The organism is Streptomyces prunicolor, assembly GCF_045162825.1.
Classification (GTDB): Bacteria; Actinomycetota; Actinomycetes; order Streptomycetales; family Streptomycetaceae; genus Streptomyces; species Streptomyces prunicolor.
The window spans coordinates 10,379,641-10,396,274 of record NZ_CP108676.1 but is presented as its reverse complement, the minus strand read 5'-3'; the positions used below and the strand labels follow the sequence as shown (position 1 = coordinate 10,396,274).

At 70.3% G+C, this 16,634-nt stretch carries 16 protein-coding genes; 13 read left to right on the top strand and 3 right to left on the bottom strand.

Annotated features, from left to right (window positions below):
• Positions 1-34 precede the first annotated feature (34 nt).
• The 10 genes from OG588_RS46975 to OG588_RS46930 all read left to right on the top strand — a co-directional run bounded on the left by OG588_RS46975 (position 35) and on the right by OG588_RS46930 (position 9,974).
• Positions 35-1,048 (top strand): NAD(P)/FAD-dependent oxidoreductase, encoded by a 1,014-nt coding sequence (locus tag OG588_RS46975; protein ID WP_405952650.1) that lies wholly within the window; start codon positions 35-37, stop codon positions 1,046-1,048.
• A gap of 1 nt (position 1,049) precedes the next feature.
• Positions 1,050-1,370 carry a ferredoxin gene (fdxA, locus tag OG588_RS46970; RefSeq protein WP_393038425.1) on the top strand — a complete coding sequence of 107 codons (321 nt, stop codon included), beginning with the start codon at positions 1,050-1,052 and terminating at the stop codon, positions 1,368-1,370.
• 157 nt (positions 1,371-1,527) lie between these two features.
• Positions 1,528-2,862: an amidohydrolase family protein gene (locus OG588_RS46965; protein WP_405952649.1), complete on the top strand. Its 1,335-nt coding sequence runs from the start codon at positions 1,528-1,530 to the stop codon at positions 2,860-2,862.
• 13 nt (positions 2,863-2,875) lie between these two features.
• Entirely contained in the window at positions 2,876-3,838 is a 963-nt protein-coding gene (locus OG588_RS46960; protein ID WP_405952648.1) for an ABC transporter permease, read from the top strand.
• Positions 3,828-4,709: an ABC transporter permease gene (locus tag OG588_RS46955; protein ID WP_405952647.1), complete on the top strand. Its 882-nt coding sequence runs from the start codon at positions 3,828-3,830 to the stop codon at positions 4,707-4,709. The genes OG588_RS46960 and OG588_RS46955 overlap by 11 nt, the downstream gene beginning before the upstream one ends.
• A gap of 53 nt (positions 4,710-4,762) precedes the next feature.
• Entirely contained in the window at positions 4,763-6,346 is a 1,584-nt protein-coding gene (locus OG588_RS46950; RefSeq protein ID WP_405952646.1) for an ABC transporter substrate-binding protein, read from the top strand.
• On the top strand, positions 6,343-7,380 hold the full coding sequence (locus tag OG588_RS46945; RefSeq protein ID WP_405952645.1) for an ABC transporter ATP-binding protein: 1,038 nt from the start codon (positions 6,343-6,345) through the stop codon (positions 7,378-7,380). The genes OG588_RS46950 and OG588_RS46945 overlap by 4 nt, the downstream gene beginning before the upstream one ends.
• Positions 7,373-8,401 (top strand): ABC transporter ATP-binding protein, encoded by a 1,029-nt coding sequence (locus OG588_RS46940; protein WP_405952644.1) that lies wholly within the window; start codon positions 7,373-7,375, stop codon positions 8,399-8,401. Before OG588_RS46945 ends, OG588_RS46940 begins: the two co-directional genes overlap by 8 nt.
• Positions 8,398-9,189 (top strand): alpha/beta fold hydrolase, encoded by a 792-nt coding sequence (locus OG588_RS46935; protein WP_405952643.1) that lies wholly within the window; start codon positions 8,398-8,400, stop codon positions 9,187-9,189. The genes OG588_RS46940 and OG588_RS46935 overlap by 4 nt, the downstream gene beginning before the upstream one ends.
• Positions 9,186-9,974 carry an IclR family transcriptional regulator gene (locus OG588_RS46930; protein ID WP_405952642.1) on the top strand — a complete coding sequence of 263 codons (789 nt, stop codon included), beginning with the start codon at positions 9,186-9,188 and terminating at the stop codon, positions 9,972-9,974. Before OG588_RS46935 ends, OG588_RS46930 begins: the two co-directional genes overlap by 4 nt.
• Here OG588_RS46930 and OG588_RS46925 read toward each other — a convergent pair.
• Positions 9,928-10,725 carry an alpha/beta fold hydrolase gene (locus OG588_RS46925; protein ID WP_405952641.1) on the bottom strand — a complete coding sequence of 266 codons (798 nt, stop codon included), beginning with the start codon at positions 10,723-10,725 and terminating at the stop codon, positions 9,928-9,930. The genes OG588_RS46930 and OG588_RS46925 overlap by 47 nt on opposite strands.
• Before the next feature lie 43 nt (positions 10,726-10,768).
• The gene (locus OG588_RS46920; RefSeq protein ID WP_405952640.1) at positions 10,769-11,944 is read right to left on the bottom strand and encodes an Lrp/AsnC family transcriptional regulator; all 1,176 of its coding nucleotides are present in this window, start codon (positions 11,942-11,944) and stop codon (positions 10,769-10,771) included.
• An 83-nt stretch (positions 11,945-12,027) separates the two neighbouring features.
• On the opposite strand from OG588_RS46920, the gene OG588_RS46915 reads away from it, so the two are divergent.
• A complete protein-coding gene (locus tag OG588_RS46915) occupies positions 12,028-13,308 on the top strand; it encodes an amidohydrolase family protein (RefSeq protein WP_405952639.1) in 1,281 nt (426 codons plus the stop codon).
• 5 nt (positions 13,309-13,313) lie between these two features.
• On the opposite strand, the gene OG588_RS46910 is transcribed toward OG588_RS46915, so the two are convergent.
• Complete coding sequence (locus tag OG588_RS46910; RefSeq protein WP_405952638.1) at positions 13,314-14,384, bottom strand: LLM class flavin-dependent oxidoreductase; 1,071 nt, start codon at positions 14,382-14,384, stop codon at positions 13,314-13,316.
• 145 nt (positions 14,385-14,529) lie between these two features.
• Between OG588_RS46910 and mgrA the strand changes: the two genes are divergently transcribed.
• Both mgrA and OG588_RS46900 read left to right on the top strand, forming a co-directional pair.
• Positions 14,530-15,573 (top strand): L-glyceraldehyde 3-phosphate reductase, encoded by a 1,044-nt coding sequence (gene mgrA, locus OG588_RS46905; RefSeq protein WP_026150271.1) that lies wholly within the window; start codon positions 14,530-14,532, stop codon positions 15,571-15,573.
• A 61-nt stretch (positions 15,574-15,634) separates the two neighbouring features.
• The gene (locus OG588_RS46900) at positions 15,635-16,624 is read left to right on the top strand and encodes a Dyp-type peroxidase (RefSeq protein WP_405953394.1); all 990 of its coding nucleotides are present in this window, start codon (positions 15,635-15,637) and stop codon (positions 16,622-16,624) included.
• Positions 16,625-16,634 lie beyond the last annotated feature (10 nt).

Below are 16,634 nucleotides of genomic sequence, written 5' to 3'. Positions count from 1 at the left end.
GGCGCTGAGCAGTCCGTTCCTACGCTCCTGAACCATGAGCGTTCCTATTGATGCGCCGGTCCAGTCACCGGTGATCGAGACCGACATCCTGATCATCGGCGCCGGCCCGTCCGGCCTCTACGGCGCCTACTACGCCGGCTTCCGCGGACTGCGCGTCACCGTCATGGACGTACTGCCGCAGTGCGGCGGCCAGATCAGCGCGATGTACCCGGAGAAGCCCATCTTCGACATCGCCGGATTCCCGTCGGTGCGGGGCCGCGACCTCGTCGACAACCTGGTCGCGCAGGCCGCGCCGTACGGCGTCCGATACCTCCTCGGGGAGCGGGCGGTGGACCTGTCCCACGACCGCGAGGGCCGTCCTGTCGTCCGCGGCGACACCGGAACCGTCGTACGGGCGGGGGCAGTTGTCATCACGGGCGGGGTGGGGACGTTCACGCCCCGGGCGCTGCCGGCGGGCGAGGACTTCCTCGGGCGGGGGCAGGTGTACTTCGTGCCGGACCCGGCCGCCCACACCGATCACGACGTGGTCGTGGTCGGCGGCGGGGACAGCGCCTTCGACTGGGCGGCGCTGCTCGCGCCGATCGCCCGGTCCGTCACCCTCGTGCATCGCAACGCGCGGTTCCGGGCGCACGCGGCGAGCGTCGAGAAGGTGCGCGCGCTCGGCATCGAGATCATCACCGACTCCGAAGTGAGCGCGCTGCACGGCGAGTTGGGCGTGGAGAAGGTCGAGGTACGGCACCGGGTCGAGAAGACCGTCCGGCTGCTGCCCGCCCGTACCGTCGTCGCCGCGCTCGGCTTCATCGCCGATCTTGGACCGCTCCAGACCTGGGGGCTCGAACTCCAGGCGCGGCGGATCGCCGTAGACACGCGGATGGCGACCAATCTGCCCCGCGTGTTCGCCGCCGGGGACATCACCGACTACCCGGGCAAGGTGCGGCTGATCTCCGTCGGCTTCGGTGAGGCCGCCACCGCCGTGAACAACGCGGCCACCGTCATCGACCCCGAGGCCGCGCTGTTCCCCGGCCATTCCACCGAGAAGGAGAACTGACATGGCCTACGTCATCGGATCGGCCTGCGTCGACATCATGGACCGGTCCTGCATGGAGGAGTGCCCGGTCGACTGCATCTACGAGGGCGAGCGCAAGCTCTACATCAACCCCGTGGAGTGCATCGACTGCGGCGCCTGCGAGACGGCCTGCCCCGAGCAGGCGATCACCGTCGACCGGCTCGCCGACCCGGAGTTCCGCGCCGACAACCGCCGCTTCTTCGAGGAGCCCCTGTCCGGCCGTACGACACCGCTCGGCACACCGGGCGGCGCGACCGCCGTGGGGCCGGTGGGCGTCGACACAGCGTTCGTGAGCGCCCTGTGATCTCCGGCGAGTGGCTCAAATCTGCGTTTCCAGGGGTGGCGCAATCCTGCGCGCCCCGCGGGAATTCCAAGCGAAAGCTGCACCGCAACACAGGCAAATCCTCGCCCGCCCACACTCCTGCTTACCAGTTCCCACGGAGAGGAGTGAACACGGTCCTATGACGGAGCGAACAGTCCTGGCCGGAATGACGTTGATCGACGGCACCGGAGGTGCCGCACGGACGAACGCGACCGTGGTGATCGACGGCGCCGTGATCACCGAGGTCGGTGACGCGGACACCGTGGCGACGACCCCGTCGGACACGGTGTACGACCTGCGGGGGACGACCCTGCTGCCCGGTCTCATCGACTGCCATGTGCACCTGCGGTCCAACGCGGGCGCCCGCCCGCAGGACGTGCAGCTGTGGAACATGCTGACGTCGACCGAGGAGCAGACCCTGCATGCCGCGGCCAACGCCCGTGAGGCGCTGCGGTCCGGTTTCACCACGGTCCGGGACACGGCCGGTTCGCTGCCCGAGGTGGCGGTCAAGCACGTGATGGACGAGCACGTCCTCGACGGGGCGCGGGTCGTCGCGTCAGGACTTGTCGGTATGACGGCGGGGCACGGCGACATGTTCTGCCCGGCGACGCTGGACGAGAAGCGGATGTGGCCGCCGGCCGACGGCGCCGACGAGTGCCGCAAGCGGGTCCGGGAGTACGCCCGCATGGGCGTGGACCTGATCAAGATCTGCACGAGCGGCGGCACGCTCTCCGTCGGCGACAAGACCTCGTGGCGCAACTACACGGATGCCGAGATCGACGCGATCGTCGACGAGGCGCACGCCCTGGACCTGCGGGTCGCGGCCCACGCGCACACCCGGGCCGGGATCACGGCCGCGCTGGTCGCCGGGGTGGACACGCTGGAGCACGGCTCCGACCTCGACGAGGACCTCGTCGAGCTGATGCTGGAACAGGGCACGTTCCTCTGCCCGACCCTCTCGATCAGCGAGTACATGACGGAGCACGGGCGCCAACGCGGCCTGGTGACCGAGCAGTTGGACAAGGCGGAGCTGCTCCGCGAGCGCCGCCTCATGTCCGTACGTCGGGCCCATCGGGCCGGAGTGCGAATCATCACGGGCAGCGACTCCTCCAACACGATGCGTTTCGGCAATCACGCCCGCGAACTGGTGCTGCTGCACGAGCAGATCGGGATGACGCCGGCCGAGGTCCTGGTCGCGTCGACCTCCGCCGCCGCCGAGGCCCTCGGTCTCGGGTCCAGGACGGGGACGGTCGCCCCGGGCAGGTGGGCCGACCTGCTGCTGGTGGACGGCGACCCGCTCGCCGATCTGGGCGTGCTCACCGACCGGCGGCGGCTGCGTGCGGTGTTCCGCGAGGGCCGGGTCTTCGACCCGAACGCGGCCGATTCCGTCCCCGGCAAGCTGGCCGCGCGACTCCGTCCCTCCGAACCGACCCGTACGACGCCCCGGGCCTCGGCGCCGGCCGCCGCGATTTAAGGGGAGAGATCCAGTGCTGCGTTATCTGTCGATCCGTGTGGTCCGCTCGCTCGCGGTGGTCCTCTGCCTCAGCGCCATCGTGTTCGCCCTGGCGCATCTGGTCCCCGGTGATCCGGCGGCCCTGATCGCGGGCGAGAACTCGACGCCTCAGCTGCGCGCCCAGATCACCCAGCAGCTGGGTCTCGACCAGCCCGTGTGGTCGCAGTACCTCACGTGGATCGGGCACGCCGTGCGGGGCGATCTGGGCTCGTCCCTGCTGGACGGGCAGAGCGTCGGGACGCAGGTCGCCGCCCGCCTCCCGGTGAGCCTCGAACTCGCCGTCTACGCGGCGGTGATCGCGGTCCTGTGGGGCATCCCGGCGGGCATCTGGTCGGCGATGCACCAGGGGCGCGCGAAGGACCGGGTGGTCAACAGCGCGGCGTTCATGGGGCTGGCCGTCCCGCCGTTCGTGGTCGGCACGGTGATGGTTCTCCTGGTCAGCACCCTGGCACCGGCCTGGCCGCTGTTCTCGTTCGTGCCGTTCTCGCAGGACCCGCTGCTCAACCTCCAGGTGCTGCTGCTGCCCGCCGTCGCGCTGGGCATCCCGTTCGGTGCGACGCTCTGCCGCTACATGCGGGCCGCCATCCTCGACGTAGAGGGCCAGGACTTCATGCGGACGGCGGCGGCGAAGGGCGCGGGGCGACGACGGCTGATGCTGCGGCACGCGCTGCGCAACGCGCTCGTGCCGGTGGTCACCGCCGGCGGTCTCCAGCTCGGGGTGCTGGTCGGCGGCACCGTCATCGTCGAGCAGGTCTTCGCCCTCCCCGGGCTCGGCTCGCTGATCGTCAACTCCATCACCCAGCACGACTTCACGGTGATCCAGGGCGCGATCCTCGCGCTGGGCGCCTCCTATGTGCTGATCAACCTGGTGACCGACCTGGTCTACCCCCTCATCGACCCCCGCATCCGGACGACTGGAGCTCGCCGTGACGGTTGAATCCACCGCGCCCGCCGTCACCGTGGCCCCGGCGCGACGGCGACTGCGGCCCCGCCTCGGCTGGAACGCGACACTCACCACGGGGGTGTGCATCCTCGGCGCGATCGTGCTGCTGTCCCTGCTCATCGGCCTCTTCGGCCGCTACTCGACGACGGACGTCGGCGACTCGCTGCTCACCGGCCCCTCGGGGAGCCACTGGCTGGGCACCGACAACCTCGGCCGCGACCTGTTCACCCGGACCTTGGGGGCGGCCCGGCAGTCCCTCATGGTGGCCTTCGGGGCGACCACGCTCGCCGCGCTGATCGGCATCCCGATCGGTCTCGTCGCCGGCTACAACGCCCGGCGCCTGGACGCGGTGCTGATGGCCGCGATGGACACCGCGATGTCAATTCCCTCCGTGCTGCTGGCACTTGTGCTGGTGTCGGTCTTCAGCCCGGGCATGTGGGTCCTCATCGGGGGCATGGGCCTGATCTTCGTGCCGTACTTCGCGCGGATCGTGCGGGCTCCGGCGCTCACCGTGCGCGAGCGGGACTTCGTGTCGGCGGCACGCATCGCCGGCGTACGGACCCCGGTGATCATCGGCCGCCATGTGCTGCCGAACGTGCTGTCCTCCGCGCTCGTCCAGTACGCCAACACGGCCGCGACCTGCGTCCTGGTCGAGGCGTCCCTGAGCTATCTGGGCCTCGGTATCCAGCCGCCGACGCCCAGTTGGGGCCGGATGATCTTCGAGGGTCAGCGCTATATGAAGGACGACCCGCTGCTGGTGATCGTCCCCGGCATCACCCTGGCCATCGCCACGGCGGCCTTCGGCCTCATCTCCGACGGCCTGCAGGAACAGCTGAACCCGCGCGGCAAGCGCCGCACGCCCTGAACAGGCGCCGCACCACGTCACCTCACCCTCACGTTCTTGAGAAACAGGCGGTCATGATGACGAACCACACCCTCTCCCGCAGAAACGCGCTGGCCCTCGGCGGCAGCACACTCGCCGGCCTGATGCTGGCGGCCTGCGGCGGTACGGCCACGACGGCCACCAAGACCTCCGGGAAGCCGGTCAGCGGCGGCACCCTCACGATCGGGCTCGACGGGGAGCCCACGGTCGGCTTCGACCCGCAGGTGGCGCAGGCGTACTTCGACCAGCAGATCGTCGCCCAGTTCTACGAGGGCCTGCTGAGCCTGGACAGCAAGGGCCAGATCAAGCCCGGGCTCGCCAAGAGCTACCAGCAGGTGGACTCCACCACCTACCGCTTCACGCTCCGCGACGGGATCACCTTCCACGACGGCACCAAGCTCACCACCGACGACGTCATCTTCAGCCTGGAGCGGCTGATGGATCCCGCGATCAAGTCGCCGTACACCCAGCAGTACAAGATCAAGACGGTGACCGCGCCGGACGCGAGCACGATCGAGATCAAGCTCAGCACCCCGCAGCCGTCGCTCTACAACTTCCTGGCCCGCCCGTGGAGCGGCGCCATCATGAGCAAGAAGTGGACGACGTCCCGCACCGGGAACCAGCTCAAGCAGACGGAGAACGGCACCGGACCGTTCGCCCTGAAGAAGTGGTCGAAGGGCATCTCCATCGAGCTCTCCGGTTACAAGGGCTACTGGGACAAGCCGAAGCCGTATCTCGACACGGTGATCTACCGGCTCATCCCGGACGAGACCTCGCGCGTCGCGTCGCTGCGCTCCAACTCGGTGCAGCTGCTGTCCTTCCGCGACCTGCGCATGGTGAGCGACGTCAAGACCACCAGCGGTGTCACCGAGGCGAACGGGCCGATCGTCTCCAGCATCTGGCTCAACATGAACACCCTGAGCGGGCCGCTCGCCGACAAGCGGGTCCGGGAGGCGTTCAACCTCGCCATCGACCGCGAGACCCTGATCAAGACGCTGGGCAGCGGCTCCGCCACCTTCGGCTACGTCATCCCGCCGCAGGACCCGTACGGCATCACGCCCACCACCGCCGACCCGATGTACAAGCAGAACCAGAGCAAGGCCGTCGCGCTCCTCAAGGAAGCGGGCAAGAGCAAGGTCACCATCGAACTGCTCGCCCCCAGCGACCCGGCCTACGGCCCGGACATCTCCGCCATGGAGCTGATGAAGGCGCAGCTCTCCAAGGTGGGCATCACGCTCAACCTCAAGCTCGTGCCGTTCGCGAGTGTCGTGCCGAAGGTGCTGGCCGGCGAGTACACCGACATGGTGATGATGACGAGCGTGCTCAACGCCGACCCGAGCCAGTACCTGGACCTGTGGTTCGCCAAGGGCAGCCCGGCGACCAAGGTCAAGGACCAGCACCTGTGGGACCTGATGGCCGCCGCGAAGAGCGAGCAGAACAACGCCAAGCGGGTCACGCTCTACCACCAGCTCGCCCAGTACATCGCCGACGAGGCCTACCTCCTGGTGCCGTACGCCAAGGCCGTGCGGGGCGAGGCGTGGAGCGACAAGCTGCACGGCTACCAGCCGGACGCCACGGCGACCCGCCTCAACCTCAAAAACGCCTGGCTGTCCCAGTGAAGGCCGACACCTTGACGCCCGCCCGTGCCACCGCCGAGCCCGGTGGCACGGGCCCGGTCCTCGACGTCTCCGGACTGCACATCGGGTTCGGCGGCTCGGACGTCGTCTCCGGTGTGGATCTCCGCGTCGAACAGGGCGAAGTGGTGGGCCTGATCGGCGAGAGCGGCTGCGGCAAGTCCAGCGTCGCGCTCGCCGCCATGGGGCTGCTGGGCTCCGGCGCCGATGTCCGCGCCGACCGGCTGGAGGCGTGCGGTACGGATCTGCTGGGCAGCGCGCCCAAAGAATTGGAGAACCTGCGCGGCGACCGCGTGGCCATGGTCTTCCAGGAGCCCATGACCTCGCTCAACCCGTGCATGCGGGTCGGCGCGCAGGTCGCCGAGGTACTGCGGATCCACGGCAAGGCCGGCCGGAAGGAGGCGCAGGAGCGGGCGGTGGACCTGCTGCGCCTGGTGGAGATCCCCTCCCCCGAGCGCCGGGCCAAGCAATTCCCGCACGAACTGTCCGGCGGCATGCGCCAGCGCGTCGTCATCGCCATCGCGATGGCGGGCAACCCGCGCCTGCTGCTGGCCGACGAACCGACGACCGCCCTCGACGTCACCGTGCAGGCCGAGATCCTCCGACTGCTGCGCTCGCTCCAGAAGGAGCACGGCATGGGGATGCTGCTCATCTCGCACGACCTCGGTGTCATCACCGCCATGTGCAGCCGGGTGCAGGTGATGTACGCCGGTCAGGCGGTGGAGTCCGGCACGGTCGAGCAGGTGCTGAACGCGCCCCGGCACCCCTACACCCGGGCGCTGCTCGCGGCGGTGCCCCGGATGCGGGAGGGCGACGGCACCCCGCTGACCGCGATCCGCGGCCAACTCACCGACGACGCCCGCCGGTTGCCCGGGTGCCGCTTCGCGCCGCGCTGTCCGCTGGCCGCCGACGCCTGCGCCGAGCCCCAGCCGTTGCGGCCCGTCGGCGAAGGGCGGGTGTCGCGCTGCTGGCGTGACATCGAGGACGCCCCGACCGCAGCCGGAGGAAACGATGAGTGAATCGCGACTGGATCTGACAGTGGCCGAACCGACGGCTCCGCCCCCTGTGGCGGACACCGGGGTGCCGCTGCTCGAACTCGCCGGTATCGGCCACGAGTTCGGCCGCCGCCCGGGCCGTTCCGGTGTCCGGGCCGTGGACGACATCTCGCTGGTCCTGAACCCCGGTGAGACGGTCGGCCTGGTCGGCGAGTCCGGGTGCGGCAAGAGCACGCTGGGCCGGATCGCCACCAGGCTGTACCGGCCCACGCGGGGCGCCGTGCGCTTCGAGGGCAAGGACATGACGCACAAGCCGAAGAGCGCCGACCTGAAGGCGTTCCGGCGTGCGGTGCAGATGGTGTTCCAGGATCCCAACGGCTCGCTGAACCCCCGGCTGCCGGTGGGCGCCAGCATCGAGGAGCCACTGCGTGCTCGCGGGGTGCCGCGCACCGAGCGGCGCGAGCGGCTCGCGGAGGTACTGGAGGAGGTCGGCCTCGACGCTGCTGCCGCCGTCCGCTATCCGCACGAGTTCTCCGGCGGTCAGCGTCAACGCCTCGCGCTCGCCCGGGCGTTGGCCCCGCAGCCATCGGTGATCGTCCTCGACGAACCGACCTCGGCACTGGACGTCTCCATCCAGGCGCAGATCCTCAATCTGCTCCAGGAGATCCAACAGCGGGACCGCATCGCCTACTTGTTCATCTCGCACAACCTCGGCGTGGTCCGCCACCTGAGCCAACGGGTCGCCGTGATGTACCTCGGGTCGATCGTCGAGATCGCCCCGGCCCAGCAGCTGTTCGAGGCTCCGCAGCACCCGTACTCGATGGCACTGCTCTCGTCCGTCCTCGAACCCGGCGACGACACCGGTCCGGGCGAACAGATCGTCCTCAAGGGCGAGTTGCCTTCGCCGACCGACATTCCGACCGGCTGCCCCTTCTCCTCGCGCTGCTGGCTGGCCGACGACCACTGCCGCAGCGAACGCCCCGCTCTCACCGAACAGACACCCGGCCATCTGACCGCATGCCACAAACCAGGGGGTCACTCATGACGGACACACTGCACCGCGGCTATGTATCCAGCCCGTTCGGTCAGCTGCACTATGTCGAATGCGGCACGGGCGAACCGGTTCTGATGCTCCATCAGACACCGCGCTCCTGGACCGAGTACCTGGACGTGCTCCCCCTCGTCGGGGCCACACACCGGGCCATCGCCATGGACACCCTGGGTTTCGGGGCGTCGGCGAAACCTGACGAACCCCACACGATCGACCGGTGGGCCGACGCCGCCGACGCGTTGATCGAAGAACTCGGCCTGGAGCGCTTCCATCTCGTGGGCCACCACACCGGCGGGGTGATCGCGGTGGAACTCGCCGCCCGCCACCAGAAGCGGGTGGCGAGCCTGTTCCTCTCCGCGACCCCCTTCATCGACGAGGAGAAGCGCCGCTCGGCCGGCCGGCGCAAGGCCGTCGACCACGTCGTCCCGCAGCCCGACGGCTCGCACCTGATCGAACTGTGGAACCACAGGCGGGAGTTCTACGAGCTCGGCGAGGAGGCCGCCCTCAACCGCTTCATGATCGACGCGCTGACCGTGCTGGACCGGGTCGAGGAAGGGCACGTCGCCGTACGCGGCTCGATGATGGACCAGCGGCTGCCCCTGGTCACCGCCCGCACCCTCGCCGTCTGCGCGTCCGGCGACCACTTCTCGATGCCGGGCCTGGAGAGGTTCGCGGACGCCGGCTGCGAGACACGGGTCATCGCCGGTGGACACGTCCCCGTGCCCGAGCAACTCCCCGAGGAGTTCTCGCGGCACATCCTCGACTGGGTGGCGGCGGGATGACCACCGCCGGCGCGGTCCGGGAGTCCGGCGAGCGGCCCAACTCGGTGCTCGGCAAGGTGAGTCTGATCCTGTCGGCCTTCGGCGACGACGACTACTCCCTCGGCCTCGCCGAGCTGAGGTCGCGTACCGGCATCGCGAAGGCCACCGTGCACCGACTGTGCCAAGAACTCGTCGCCACCGACTTCCTGGAGCGGGACGGCTGCAACTACCGCCTGGGCGTACGGCTTTACACGATGGGCCTGCGCTCGCCCCAACAGCGCACCCTGCGCGAGGCGGCCAGGCCGGTGATCGAGGGCCTCGCCCAGACCCTGGACAACGCCGTCATCCTGGCGATCCCGCACGACTCCGAGCTGCTCTGCGTCGAGAACCTCGGCACGCACCGCAACAACGCCCGGTCCACGGCCGACGGCCGACGCCTGCAACTGCACAGCACCGCCGCGGGCAAGCTCACCCTGGCTCTGCTCCCCGAGCAGTACCCACTCGCGAGCGTCGTCCCCCAGATGGTCCGCTGCACCCCGCACACGCTCGGCCCCGCCCAACTGCCCGGCGAACTCAAGCGAGTTCGGGAGCAGGGCTACGCCGTCGAGGTGGAGGAGCGGCGCCTCGGCTATCTCGCCGTCGCGGTTCCCGTACGCGGCGCGGGCGGCGCCTACCTGGCCGCGCTGTCGGTCATCGCCCCCACGGCGGGCAGCAGGATCACCCGCCTGCTCACCGCCCTCACCCAGGCATCGAGCGTCATCACGACCCGACTCGCTCGCTACGACTCCCTCCGCGCTCCCCTCTAGCGACGGGCCCGGCACCGCTCTCGACCAAGGCAGCCACGAACGCCTCGGGGTTGTCGCGCATCATGTGGTGGCCCGCGTCGGGGACCTCGACGACCGGGATGCCGGCCTGCCGTACGGCGGGCTCGTCCGCGTAGGGGCGGCTGCGGGTGCCGATCAGCATCACCCGGGGCCGGGGAAGGCCGTAGAAGAGTTCCGCCGTGCCCGGAGTCGTCCCGCGTACCAGGCTCACGGCGCTGCGGTGGAGGATCGCGGGGTCTGACGTGCGGACGCGGGCCGCGTACTCGGGGTCCAGTGTCGACAGGACCGTACGGAACCCGTGGCTGACGAAGTCGTCCTCCGGGTAGGCGGCGATGGCTCCGCTGTAAAGTCCCCCGCCCGTGCGCAAGTTGGGCTCGGCCAGGACGAGTCGGGAGACCAGGTCCGGGCGGGCCGCGGCGAGGACGATCGCGATGGCCCCGCCCATCGAGTGTCCGACGAGGACGGCGTCCTTGATCCCTTCGTCGTCGAGGACGGCGGCGACCGTCTCGGCGTGCGCCTCCAGCGTGCCGGGGAAGTCCTTCGGGCGGTCGCTGTAGCCGTGGCCGAGGAGGTCGACGACGATCGCGCGTCCACCGTAGCGAGCTGCGATCCCCGTGAAGTCGGCCGAGCCCGCGCAACCCAGTCCGTGGAGGTACACGCGGGCGGGGCCGTCGCCCGGGAGGTCGAGCCAGCGCAGGTGGCCGTCGGCGCCGGGGAGGTACGTGGACCGCATCGGTGCTCCTCAACAATCTTCACAGCAAGGGCAGTTCGGGGTGTCAGCGCCAGAGTCGCTTGTCGTCCGGTACGGCGAGGAGGCTGTCGGTGGGGAGGTGGGATCCCTGGGGTTCGCGCAGCGGGACGACGCCGACGCAGCGGCCGTCGCGGTCCAGGATCCGGCCCATGTGCTTCACCGTGCGCAGGACCACCGAGCGGTCGTCGATCACCAGGCGCGGGAGCCGGCGCGACAGGTGCGCCTCGAAGGTGTGGACGTCGGCCAGGGCGCGCAGCCAGACGTCGATCACGAGGTTGTGCGGGCCCGCGGTGATCGCGCACGAGCGGACCTCCCGTATGCCCGACAGGACGCGGCTGGTCTCCTCCAGGTGCAGGGCGGGCACGGACGCGAAGTACACCGCCGCCAGCGGCCAGCCGGACAGGCGCCGGGCGAGGTCGCAGCGCAGGCTCACGCGGGAGGCCAGCAGCGACTGGAGTCTGCGGCGGACGGTGGTGACACCGACGCCGGTCGCGGTCGCCAGGGCGCGGATGGACATCCGGCCGTCGGAGCTGAGGAGTTCGAGGATCTGCGCGTCCAGGGAGTCCCAGGGCGCGGTGGACCCCGTGCCGGAGTCGGGCGGGACGTCCGAGGCGTGGCTCGCCTCGATGCGGGCGCACTGGGCCGCGTCCAGGCTGCGCAGCCGCCAGCGGCTGCCCTCGGTGGGGACGCCGGTGGAGACGTGGGTGCGGGTCGCGCGGACGCCCGGTGTCTGCTGGAAGAGCCGGGTGGTGAGGTGGGCGAGTTCGTCGAGGTCCCGGGTCTGGACGGCGGTGACGACATCGCGGCCGCCGGCCGTGATCTTGACGTTGGCCACGGCGTGCTCGGCGGCGAGGGCGCGGGCCACGTCCTCGGCGACACCGGGCTCGGTGTCGACCTCGACGATGCCGGTCACCACGATCCGGGAGTCCGACAGCCTCGGGTAGGCGGTCACCCACGCGAGCCCGGCCTCCTCAAGCCGCTGCCAGCGCCGGGCGACCGTCACCGGGTTCACGCCGAGCACATCGCCGACCAGGGTCCACGGGGCCCGGGGGTGGATCTGCAGCGCGTGCACGACTCCGCGGTCCAGTTCGTCGAGATCCGCGGCAGCGAAATCCTGCGCCTCCTGGGACGGCGTATTCCTGCGCGCCCGACTGAAATCGGGATCGGAAGCTGCACCGTAGCGCGGGGTTATCTCGTCCATTGCAGACTCCCTTTCGCCTGTTCCTGATAGCGAGGTTCCCCGACACCGAGGTTCCTGATACCGAGGAGTGATTCGGCCCCACCATGACGGATGCCATGACGCAAGAGACCTTTCGGACCATTTTGCGCGTCGAGAACGCCCGCCTCGTCGACGGTACCGGTGCGCTGCCAGTGCCCGACGCCGTCGTCGTCGCGGACGCGGAGGGAACGATCGCCTACGCCGGACCAGCGGCTACGGCCCCGCCCGTGCCCGGTGACGGCTCCCCGGTCCGGATCATCGACGCCGGCGGCCGGACCGTGCTCCCCGGGTTCTTCGACTGCCACACCCACCTCGCGTACGCGCAGGGCTCGCCGCCCGGGCGGCGCGGCGAGCTCGATCCGGTCCTGGTGACGTACGACACCGCGACGCGGCTGCGGCAGACCCTGGACGCGGGCATCACCACGGCCCGTGACCTGGGCGGACTGTCCACCGGGTTCCGTACCGCCGTGGAGACCGGCCGGATCGTGGGCCCCCGCCTGCACACCGCCGTACGGATCATCAGCCACACCGGCGGGCACGCCGACTTCCGCATGCTGGACGGCACCGACCTCAGTGGCGGCGAGATGGCCGAACTGGCCGACACCGTGGACGAGTCCCGGCTCGCCGTGCGCAAGGTGATCCGCGCGGGTGCCGACGTGGTCAAGATCTGCGCGTCCGGCGGTATGGCCAGCCCCTACGACCAGCCCGAGGACGAGGGGCTGATGGAGGAGGAGATCCGGGCCGTGGTGGACGAGTGCCGGCGGCACGGTGGCAAGCCGGTCGCCGCCCACGCACAGGGCACGGCGGGCATCCTCAACGCCATCCGTGGCGGGGTCACCAGCATCGAGCACGGGTACGGCCTGGACGAGCGGGCGCTGGACCTGGCGGGCGAGCGGGGCACGTTCGTCGTGCCGACCCTGTCCACGGTGTTCGCGGGCATCGACAAGAATCTGATGCCGGAGCACCACTACCAGAAGAAGGTCCGCTGGTCGGGCATCACCAAGGAGAACATCGCCCGCGCCATCGACCGGGGCGCCCGTATCGCGCTCGGCACCGACGCGGCGGTCTGCCCGCACGGCCAGAACCTGCTGGAGCTGCGCTTCCTCGTGGACCTCGGCATGGACCCGATGACCGCGATCGTCGCCGGTACCAGCGTCTCCGCCGAACTCCTGGGCCTGTCCGACCGGTTGGGCACCCTGACCGTGGGCAAGACCGCCGACCTGATCCTGTGCGACGGGGACCCGCTCGCGGACATCGGCGTGCTCGGCGATCCCGGCAACATCGTGTGTGTCGTCCAGGACGGCGTCGTACGCAAGGATCTGCTGCCCGCGGCGGGAACCCGCTGACGGTCTCATCCCCGGAGAGCACCTGAGCGGAGGGCCGGCAGGACCGAGGCGCCGACGGTCTCGATCAGGTCGGTGGGCAGGTCGTAGGAGCCGACGTGCTGGAGGAAGACGTCGGTCACGCCCAACTCGCGCAGGGTGCGCAGGCGTTGGGTGATCTGGGCGGCCGTGCCGATCAGGCAGAACTCCTCGGCGAACCGGACGGCCGCCTCGTCGCTGATCCAGGCCGAGCAGATCCTGACGGCCTCGTCCCAGTCCTCGGCGTGCACGAGGTCCGGGTAGACGCCCTCCACCGTGGCCGGGACGTCCACGTCGATGCCGGCGAGGGCGAGGAAGGACTGGCCGCCGTTCTGGGCGATCGAGGCGCAGATCGGTTTGATCCGGCGGGCCTCGGCCTCGATGTCGTCGGTCACCGCGCAGAACGCGGAGACGGTCACCGGGAGCGTCTCGGCGTTCCGGCCGGCCGATTCCGCGCCCTCCCGCACCCGGGCGGTGGCGGCGGCCAGGGTGCGCGGCGAGACTCCGCTGAGCAGGATGACGCCGTCGGCGATCTCACCGGCGAGGCGCAGGTTGCGCGGCCCGCTCGCCGCGAGATGCAGCGGCACGGACGGCTGGGGGTCGCGCAGCCGCGAGCGGACCTTGCCCTCGAAGTCCCACTCGTGCCCGTCCAGCAGGGCGCGCAGCATGCTCAGTCCCTCGCGCAGTTCCGCCGAGCCGGTCTGCCGCAGGCCGACGGGTGCGACGGAGCTGTTGCCGACGCCGAGGCCGAGGGTGAACCGGCCGGGCGCGAGTTCGGCGACGCTGCGCGCGGCCGACGCGACGACGGACGGGTGCCGGGTGGCGAGGTTGGTGACGGCGGTGCCGAGGCCGATCCGCTCGGTGGCGAAGGCGGCCGCGGTGAGCGTGGTGAACACGTCCCGCCACAGCAACTGCGAGTCGGGGAACCACACTTGGTCGAAGCCGAGCTCCTCGGCCCGGCGTACGGCCCGCGCCACCCGGTCCGCCCGGTCGCAGGGCGGGATACGCACGCCGATCCGCAGCGGGCCCTCCTCGCGGCTCACCGAAATGTCGCTGTTCATGGAGAGGACCCTAAGGACGAACGAGAGACCGTCGAACAGCGTCGGTCCGCTCAGCGAGCCGCTCCCGTATTCAGTGCCGGCACTGCTGAATCCGATGAAGGGGATCGGTTGGACGCGCACGGCGGGCGCGGGCACAGTGGGCGTCGTGAACCACATCGCAGATCCGGGGCGCTACGACAGCACGATGCGCTACCGCCGCACCGGCCGCTCGGGGCTCGACCTGCCCCTGCTCTCGCTGGGCTACTGGCACAACTTCGGTGACGACCGCCCCTTCGAGACCCAGCGCGAGATCGCGCTGCGCGCCTTCGACCTCGGCATCACCCACCACGACCTGGCGAACAACTACGGCCCGCCCTACGGCGCCGCCGAGTCCAACTTCGGCCGACTGCTGAAGCAGGACCTCGCGCCGTACCGGGACGAGCTGGTCGTCTCCACGAAGGCCGGCTGGGACATGTGGCCGGGGCCCTACGGCCAGGGCGGCGGCTCCCGCAAATACGTCCTCGCCTCGCTCGACCAGTCGCTGAAGCGCACCGGCCTCGACTACGTGGACATCTTCTACTCCCACCGCCTCGACGCCGGCACCCCCCTCGAAGAAACCATGGGCGCGCTGGACACCGCCGTCCGCCAGGGCAAGGCGCTCTACGTCGGCATCTCCTCCTACGACGCCGAGCGCTCCCGCGAGGCCGCCGCGATCCTGCGCGAGCTGGGCACACCGCTCCTCATCCACCAGCCGTCGTACAACATGCTCAACCGCTGGATCGAGGACGACGGGCTGCTCGATGCCGCGCAGGACGAGGGCTTCGGGGTCATCGGTTTCACAGCGCTGTCGCAGGGGCTGCTGACCGGGCGGTACCTGGACGGGATCCCGGAGGGGTCGCGGGCCGCGCAGGGCACGTCGTTCGACGCGGGCTGGCTGACCGAGGACATGGTGCGCCGGCTGCGCGCGCTGAACGACATCGCGGGGCGGCGCGGGCAGACCCTGGCGCAGATGGCGCTGGCGTGGGCGCTGCGCGATGAGCGGGTCACCTCGCTCGTCATCGGCGCGTCCCGCACGGAGCAGCTCGAACAGAACGTGGCCGCGCTGGACAACCTCGCCTTCAGCGCCGAGGAGCTGGCCGAGATCGACTCGTACGCCGTGGACGGTGGCGTCGACCTGTGGCAGGACGCGCGGACTGGGAAACTCGGCTGAGTCGCAGAGTGCCGGCCGTCATGGCCGGCGCTTCCCAGGACAGCGCGGAGGCATGACGTACATGACAGTCGACAGCTCGGTCGAGCACACGGACGGCAGCACCGGCGGCGAGAGCGTCCCGACCACACAGGCGGTGCTGGAGTCGCTGACCCCGAGCGCGACCTTCCTCGTCGTCACCGTGGAGCCGGGCGGCGAGGAGACGGTGCGTCAACTCCTCGAAGATCTGGGCGGGTTGATCCGGTCCATCGGGTTCCGCGCGCCGGACGGGCGGCTCAGCTGTGTGACCGGCATCGGGTCGCAGGTGTGGGACCGGCTGTTCGACGGCCCGCGCCCCGCCGAGCTGCATCCGTTCCGCGAACTCACCGGCGACCGTCACACGGCCGTCTCCACCCCGGGCGACCTGCTCTTCCACATCAAGGCCGTACGGGCCGACCTGTGCTTCGAGTTGGCCGCCGAGATCATGGGGCGGCTGAGCGGCGCGGTCGCCGTGGCCGACGAGGTGTCCGGGTTCCAGTACTTCGACGTGCGCGATCTGCTGGGCTTCGTCGACGGCACGGAGAACCCGGTCGGCCAAGCGGCCCGAGAGGCGGTGGTGATCGGCGGCGAGGACCCGGAGTTCGCGGGCGGCAGCTATGTGATCGTGCAGAAGTACGTCCACGACATGGCGGCCTGGAACGCGCTGCCGGTGGAGCAGCAGGAACGGGCCATCGGGCGCAGCAAGTTGACCAACATGGAGATGGACGACGCCGTCAAGCCGGCCGACTCGCACATCGCCCTCAACGTCATCACCGGCCCGGACGGCACGGAGCGGAAGATCCTGCGCGACAACATGCCGTTCGGCAGCGCGGGCCAGGGCGAGTTCGGCACCTACTTCATCGGGTACGCCCGCACGCCCTCGGTGACCGAGCAGATGCTGCGCAACATGTTTCTGGGCACCGACTCCGCGTCCCACGACCGCATCCTGGACTTCTCCACGGCCGTCACCGGAAACCTTTTCTACGTCCCCTCGGCGGACTTCCTGGACGACCTGCCGGCCTCCCCGGGCGAGTGACCTAAGTGAA

What these genes read in the sequence shown, in the direction of transcription:
- fdxA (WP_393038425.1), top strand. Translation starts at nt 1,050, where the DNA reads ATGGCCTACGTCATCGGATCGGCCTGCGTCGACATCATGGACCGGTCC.
- OG588_RS46930 (WP_405952642.1), top strand. Translation starts at nt 9,186, where the DNA reads ATGACCACCGCCGGCGCGGTCCGGGAGTCCGGCGAGCGGCCCAACTCG.
- OG588_RS46935 (WP_405952643.1), top strand. Translation starts at nt 8,398, where the DNA reads ATGACGGACACACTGCACCGCGGCTATGTATCCAGCCCGTTCGGTCAG.
- OG588_RS46950 (WP_405952646.1), top strand. Translation starts at nt 4,763, where the DNA reads ATGATGACGAACCACACCCTCTCCCGCAGAAACGCGCTGGCCCTCGGC.
- OG588_RS46925 (WP_405952641.1), bottom strand. Translation starts at nt 10,725, where the DNA reads ATGCGGTCCACGTACCTCCCCGGCGCCGACGGCCACCTGCGCTGGCTC.
- OG588_RS46965 (WP_405952649.1), top strand. Translation starts at nt 1,528, where the DNA reads ATGACGGAGCGAACAGTCCTGGCCGGAATGACGTTGATCGACGGCACC.
- OG588_RS46920 (WP_405952640.1), bottom strand. Translation starts at nt 11,944, where the DNA reads ATGGACGAGATAACCCCGCGCTACGGTGCAGCTTCCGATCCCGATTTC.
- OG588_RS46915 (WP_405952639.1), top strand. Translation starts at nt 12,028, where the DNA reads ATGACGGATGCCATGACGCAAGAGACCTTTCGGACCATTTTGCGCGTC.
- OG588_RS46900 (WP_405953394.1), top strand. Translation starts at nt 15,635, where the DNA reads ATGACAGTCGACAGCTCGGTCGAGCACACGGACGGCAGCACCGGCGGC.
- OG588_RS46940 (WP_405952644.1), top strand. Translation starts at nt 7,373, where the DNA reads ATGAGTGAATCGCGACTGGATCTGACAGTGGCCGAACCGACGGCTCCG.
- OG588_RS46975 (WP_405952650.1), top strand. Translation starts at nt 35, where the DNA reads ATGAGCGTTCCTATTGATGCGCCGGTCCAGTCACCGGTGATCGAGACC.
- OG588_RS46910 (WP_405952638.1), bottom strand. Translation starts at nt 14,384, where the DNA reads ATGAACAGCGACATTTCGGTGAGCCGCGAGGAGGGCCCGCTGCGGATC.